A 5,879-nucleotide genomic window follows, 5' to 3' on the forward strand; every position below is an offset into this window, starting at 1 on the left:
CGCGTCGACCACGGTCACGTCGTAGGCCGGATCGGCCGCCAGATCGCGCACCATCGCGGCGCCGACGCGCCCCGCTCCCAAGATCACCGCGTGTGGCATCGGCGGCGAGCATACCGCCGGCCGCGGCGCCGCGCGGCGTCGACCCCGGCGAAACGGACGCGACGTCGCTTGGCGTGCTCGCCGCGGCCGGTCGGCTGCCGGCTGGTCGCGCGACGCCGTCTGCCTCCGCGTTCGTGGTGCCGTCCAGCGCGTACGCACCGAGGCCACCGGCGCCGGTCGATCTCGCGCCGAGTACACCCTCTTCGCGCCGCGGGCGGCCGGCGGCCCGCCCGGGCCCCACCCGGGCGCCGGCCCCGGCGTACAATCCCGCCATGCACGACCCGCTGGCAACCCTCGGCATTTCGGCCGGTCACTCCGGCGCGAGCGACGGACGAAGGTGGCGCAGCGGCGGCCCACCGCTCGTGTCGCTCAACCCGGCGACCGGCGAACCGCTCGGCGAAATTCGCGCCGCCACCGCTGCCGACGCCGACGCCGCGATCGCCGCCGCCGACGACCGGTTCGCCGAATGGCGCCTGCGGCCGGTGCCGGCGCGCGGCCAACTGATCGCCCGGCTCGGCGCCCTGCTTCGCGAGCACAAACAAGCACTCGGCGCACTGATCTCGCTCGAGGTGGGCAAGATCCGTTCGGAGGGGCTCGGCGAGGTGCAGGAGATGATCGACATCTGCGAGTTCGCCGTCGGACTCAGCCGCCAGCTGTACGGCATCACCCTGCCGTCGGAGCGGCCACGCCATCGCATGATGGAGCAATGGCACCCGCTCGGGCCGGCCGGCGTGATCACCGCGTTCAACTTCCCGATGGCGGTGTGGGCGTGGAACGCCGCGATCGCGGCCGTGTGCGGCGACCCGGTCGTGTGGAAGCCGTCGCCCGCCGCCCCGCTGTGCGCCATCGCCGTGCAGCGGCTGTGCGAGCGCGCGATGGCCGACCACGACGCGCACGGAGTGTTCACCCTCGCCGCCGGCGGCCACGACGTCGGCGAGCGGCTGTGCGACGATGCGCGCCTGCCACTGGTGTCGTTCACCGGGTCGATCCCGGTCGGGCGCCGAGTGGCCGAGCGGGTCGCGCGCCGGCTCGGCCGCAGCCTGCTCGAACTCGGTGGCAACAACGCGGCGATCGTGCTCGACGACGCGCGCCTGGACCTGGCGGTTCGCGCCCTCGCGTTCGGCGCCGTCGGCACCGCCGGCCAGCGCTGTACGACGACGCGCAGGCTGTTCGTCCAGCGCGGCATCGCGCCGCAGCTCGTAGACGCACTCGTCGCGGCGTACCGCTCGATACGCGTCGGCGATCCGCTCGACGACGGCGTGCTGATGGGGCCGCTGATCTCGGCCGATGCGGTGGCCGCGTTCGAGCGCGCGGTCGCCGCCGCGGTCGCGTCGGGCGGGCGCGTGCTCGCGGGCGGTCGCCGCATCGACCGGCCCGGGTTCTACGTCGAACCGACCCTCATCGCCGCGCCGCCGCAGGACCGGTTCCCGATCGCGCACGAGGAGACGTTCGCGCCCATCTTGTACGTGTTCGAGGTAGACGATCTGGACGAGGCCATCGCGGCCAACAACGCCGTCCGCCAGGGACTGTCGAGCTGCCTGTTTTCGGAAAGCGGCCGTGCGGCGGAGCAGTTCTGGTCGGCTGCCGGGTCGGACTGCGGCATCGCCAACGTCAACATCGGCACCTCCGGCGCCGAAATCGGCGGTGCGTTCGGCGGGGAGAAGGACACCGGCGGCGGCCGCGAGGCCGGCTCCGACGCGTGGAAGGCCTACATGCGGCGGCAGACGTGCACCGTCAATTGGGGAGACGATCTACCGCTGGCTCAGGGCGTGCAGTTCCTGTAGACCGCGCGTCAGAACTTGTAGGTGATGCCGCTTCGGAAGTAGACGCCGTTGTCGTCCTTGAGCAGGAAGTCGTTGAACGCGTCCGTGTAGGCCGGGCGCTCGCTGCGCGACGGCGTGCCGTCGAGCATGCCCCACACATTGATGCGCTCGTTGACCGCGTACTCCACGATCAGCGCGATCATCAACCGGATGCCCCCGTTGCGCTCGAAGATCTTGCGGTCGTCGCCGTCGTCGTCCAGGAGCTGATTGATCCGATTGAACCGCTCGTCCGACAGGGTCGCGACGTCCGAGAAGTAGTCCATGCCGTCGACCTTCTCGAGGTAGGCCTTGCACAGGTCGGTCGGCTCGGACCGCGCCTCGAACTGCGGCGCGGTCGCCAGCGGCGGACAGAACCGGTCGGTCCACGCCGACAGGTACAGCCGGCCGGTGATGGTGAGCCGGCCGATCGCCGTGAGCGACAGCATGCCGCCCGCGTCGATGAAGTAGCTGTCGCGCTGGCTGCGGTCGAACCGCGTGCCGTAGCCGGCCGTCGCGAACGCGCCGACCGACACCGGCGAGCGGTCCAACAGCTGGATCCGGGTGTGGACCGACAGGTCCGTGCGCTGGAAGAACGTCTGCACGCCGATGCCGGCGTCGAGGCCGAACCCCTTGAGCTGGCCGACGCCGATCGTGAACCGGATCCCGAGAAAGTGCGGATAGCCGACCGACGCGTCGAACGTCGGCTTTTCGCGCATCAGCGTGCGGGCGCCGAACGACGACCGCGACCGCCGCTCGCGCAGCAGCTCCTCCTCGGTCGGACCGAGGTCGATCTGCTTGAGCGTCGCGTTGATGACCTCGCGCTTGCCCCCCTCGATGTTGACCAGCTTCTCGAACTGGTAGTAGCCGTCGCGCGAGATCGCGATCACGTGCTCGCCGACGCTCACCTCCGGGATCGTGAACGGCGTCTTTCCGACGACCTCGCCGTCGAGCGACACCGCCGCACCCGACGGATTCGACAGCACGCGAATCTCCCCCGCCGCCTTCAAATCGGCGGTGACGACGACCTCCTGGCCGGCTTCGACCCGGACCTTCTGCTCGAACGTGCGGTAGCCCTTCTTTTCGACGCGCACGAAGTGCTCGCCGGCCGACACTTCTTTGGTCTGCGGAACCGGTCCGATGCGCGCGCCGTCGATCGACACCGCCGCGTCGGGCACCGGCGACACGACCTTGAGCGTGCCGGCGTCCGACGGGCCGGCCTCCGGCTGCAAGTCCATCTGCAGGATCGCCGCCGAGCCGGCGCTCACCTCGACGCGCTCGGTGCGCGGCAAAAACCCCGGCGCGCGCACCTCGATGACGTGCTCGCCCGGCTTGAGGTCCTTGACGTCGATCGGCACCTCGCCGACGCGCGTCCCGTCGACCCACACCTCGGCCTTCGGCGCGCTGCTGAGCACCCGGATCGACCCGCCGGGGCCGCCGATCGTCGCCTGGAGCTCCGCGTTGACCTTCACGGTCTGGCCCGCCTTGACCACGACGGTCTGCTTCCACGGCATCGCCGGTTCCTTGCGCACCTCGACGACGTGTGGTCCCTCCGGGATGTCCGGCACGAGCGTCGGCGTCTTGTCGCGCCACAGCTGGCCGTCGATGTAGACCTCGGCGTCCTGCACGTCCGCGTCCACCAGGACCGAGCCCTTTTGCGGCTCCTTCTTCACCGGCTTGAGCACGGGCGCGATCGTCACGCGCTCCCCCTCCTTGACGTCGACCCACTGCGAATAGTCCTGAAACTCCGCCTTCTTGATCTCGACGAGGTGGCGGCCCTCCTTGACGTTGAGCACGACCGGGACGTTGCCCTGGAGTTGACCGTCCACCCACACCTCGGCGCCGAACGTGTTGTTGTCCGCGGCCGCGATCACGTCCAACTTGGCCGGCACCTCCTTTTTCACCAGCGGCAGGAAGAACTCCTGCGTGCGGCGGCTGCGCTTGATCCGCACGACGCGCGTGGCCGTCTCGTAGCCGTCGAGCTTGACGATGATCTTCCAGTCGCCCTTTTGCAGGCGCCCCTCCCACGGCGTGTAGCCGACGATGCCGTACTTTTCGTCGTCGAGATAGATGGCGGCACGCTGAGGGGCCGAGTCGATGCGGACCCGGTACTTGCGCCCGCGGCGCTCGGGGCGCGGCTCCGTCTGTGCGTGCGCTTCGACGGCGACCCCCGCGAGGACGCCTACTGCGAACACAGCGGCCACGCGGTGGAAACGAGTTGAGCTGAACATACGAAGGATCCCCCTGTGCGGTGTGGCTAGCCTATTCGACGCGCGCGACACGCGTCAATTTCACCCGCGCGGCCCATGCGCACTTGCGACGCGCGAGATCGCCGCCCGGTCACCCGGCAATCGCGCCCATCGCCGCCAGCGAGATCACGGTCACGCCGAGCGCGATGCGGTAGATCACGAACGGCGTGAACCGGTGCGACGCGAGGAAGCGCAACAGCCACGCGATGCTCGCATACCCGCTGACCGCGGCGGTGGCGATTCCGACCGCGATGGGCGCGGCGCCCACGTCGGCCGCCGCCACGTGGCGCAGCTCGTAGACGCCGGCGGCGAAGATCGCGGGCACGCCCAGCAGAAACGAAAACCGCGCAGCGTCGGTGCGGCGCAGCCCCAGCACGAGCGCCGCCGCGATCGTCGCGCCCGAGCGCGACACGCCCGGGACCAGCGCCAGTGCCTGGGCACACCCGACCCAGACCGCGTCGGCCAACCCGACCGCGTCGATGCCTCGGTGGCCCTCGCGCCGATCAGCGTACGCCATCACGATCGCCACCGCGACGAGCGCCCCGCCGACGACGTACAACGACCGAAGCGGCCCGGTGATGTGGCGCTCCAGCGCGAGGCCGGCGATCCCGATCGGGACGGTGCCGACGACCAGGTACATCGCCATGCGCGCATCGTGGCTGCCGCGATCGCGGAGCAGCGCCCGCGGCATCGCGACGAACAGATCCCGCGCGAAGTAGCCGACGACGGCGACGAGCGTGCCGAGCTGAATGACCGCGCTGAACGCGGCGCCGGGATCCGGCTGGCCGAGCAGCGCGGGGACGATACGCAGGTGCGCGGTCGACGAGATCGGCAAGAACTCCGTGAGTCCCTGCACGAGCCCGAGCAGCGCGGCGAACCACAGCGCCATCAGGCCCTCCCGGGATCGACCGCCTCTGCGCCGAAACGGTGCGGCGCTCGCGACGCGCGCGCGCGACCGGCCCCGCGCGCAGGCCGCGCGAACGTCCTAGCGGCGGCGTAGCGGCCAGGGGCGTTCCACATGGCGGCGCACTATAGCGGCGCGGCCGGCGAAGCGCGAACCCGATGGCCGGCGGGGCGACCGGAGCGCACCGCGTGAGGGGGCAGTCCCCGATCGGGGACGCTCCCTGGGGACGGCCGGCCCGACCGCCGTGGGCGAGCCGTACGATTTCCGCGACCTGCACCGGCCACCGGTCGCGCGGCCGTGGCCCGGTCCATGCATCGCCCCCACGACATGGGCTTCGTCGCGAACCTGCTACGCCGCTGGGGCTACGTCCGGCTGGCCGACTATGGGCTCGCGCTCGCCGCCGACGGTCGAATCGTGCCGGCGGGTGCGGTCGCGCCGCCCGCCGCCGCAGTCGTCCCGGCCCTGGCCGCCGCCGGCGCTCCGCCGCAGGTGGCGGCGCCGGCTGCGCCACCCGTTCCCGCCGCGCCTGCCCCGCGCACCGGGGCGCCCGCGCCTGCCGCGCCGCCGACCCCCGCAGCGCCCGGCGCGGCGGAGCCAGACGACGAAGAGTGGGAGTGGCGCCTGCGCGCCGCGCGCGCCCGCGCCCGCGACGAGGTCACGCAAGTCATCCCGAAAGCCCGCGTCCTCGCCAGCCTCGGGCCGCCGCAGCCGCCGCCGCGGCGCCGGCTGGCGCGCGCCTCCTCGCCTCCGCCGCCTCCCCCCGGCCGCGCCCCCGCCGCGCGACCGGCCCGCGCCCGGGCCGCGCCTTCCGCGGCCCGGCGCCCCGCC

General features: G+C 72.2%; 4 protein-coding genes. 2 read left to right on the forward strand and 2 right to left on the reverse strand.

The genetic code is table 11. The features are described from left to right. Positions 1-371: 371 nt before the first annotated feature. On the forward strand, positions 372-1,883 hold the full coding sequence (locus tag D6689_20410; GenBank protein RMH37977.1) for an aldehyde dehydrogenase family protein: 1,512 nt from the start codon (positions 372-374) through the stop codon (positions 1,881-1,883). A gap of 8 nt (positions 1,884-1,891) precedes the next feature. Here the strand turns inward: D6689_20410 and D6689_20415 are convergent, their stop codons facing one another. Both D6689_20415 and uppP read right to left on the reverse strand, forming a co-directional pair. Further along, positions 1,892-4,129 (reverse strand): PEGA domain-containing protein, encoded by a 2,238-nt coding sequence (locus D6689_20415; protein ID RMH37978.1) that lies wholly within the window; start codon positions 4,127-4,129, stop codon positions 1,892-1,894. 109 nt (positions 4,130-4,238) lie between these two features. Beyond that, a complete protein-coding gene (gene uppP / locus D6689_20420) occupies positions 4,239-5,036 on the reverse strand; it encodes an undecaprenyl-diphosphatase UppP (protein ID RMH37979.1) in 798 nt (265 codons plus the stop codon). Between the two features lie 342 nt (positions 5,037-5,378). Here uppP and D6689_20425 point away from each other — a divergent pair. Then, on the forward strand, positions 5,379-5,879 hold a 501-nt coding region (locus tag D6689_20425; GenBank protein RMH37980.1), incomplete at its 3' end, for a hypothetical protein.

It is taken from the genome of Deltaproteobacteria bacterium, assembly GCA_003696105.1.
Classification (GTDB): domain Bacteria; phylum Myxococcota_A; class Polyangia; order Haliangiales; family J016; genus J016.

Bases quoted from the DNA above. Each gene is read 5' to 3' on its own strand.
- D6689_20410 (RMH37977.1), top strand. From the start codon at position 372: ATGCACGACCCGCTGGCAACCCTCGGCATTTCGGCCGGTCACTCCGGC.
- D6689_20415 (RMH37978.1), bottom strand. From the start codon at position 4,129: ATGTTCAGCTCAACTCGTTTCCACCGCGTGGCCGCTGTGTTCGCAGTA.
- uppP (RMH37979.1), bottom strand. From the start codon at position 5,036: ATGGCGCTGTGGTTCGCCGCGCTGCTCGGGCTCGTGCAGGGACTCACG.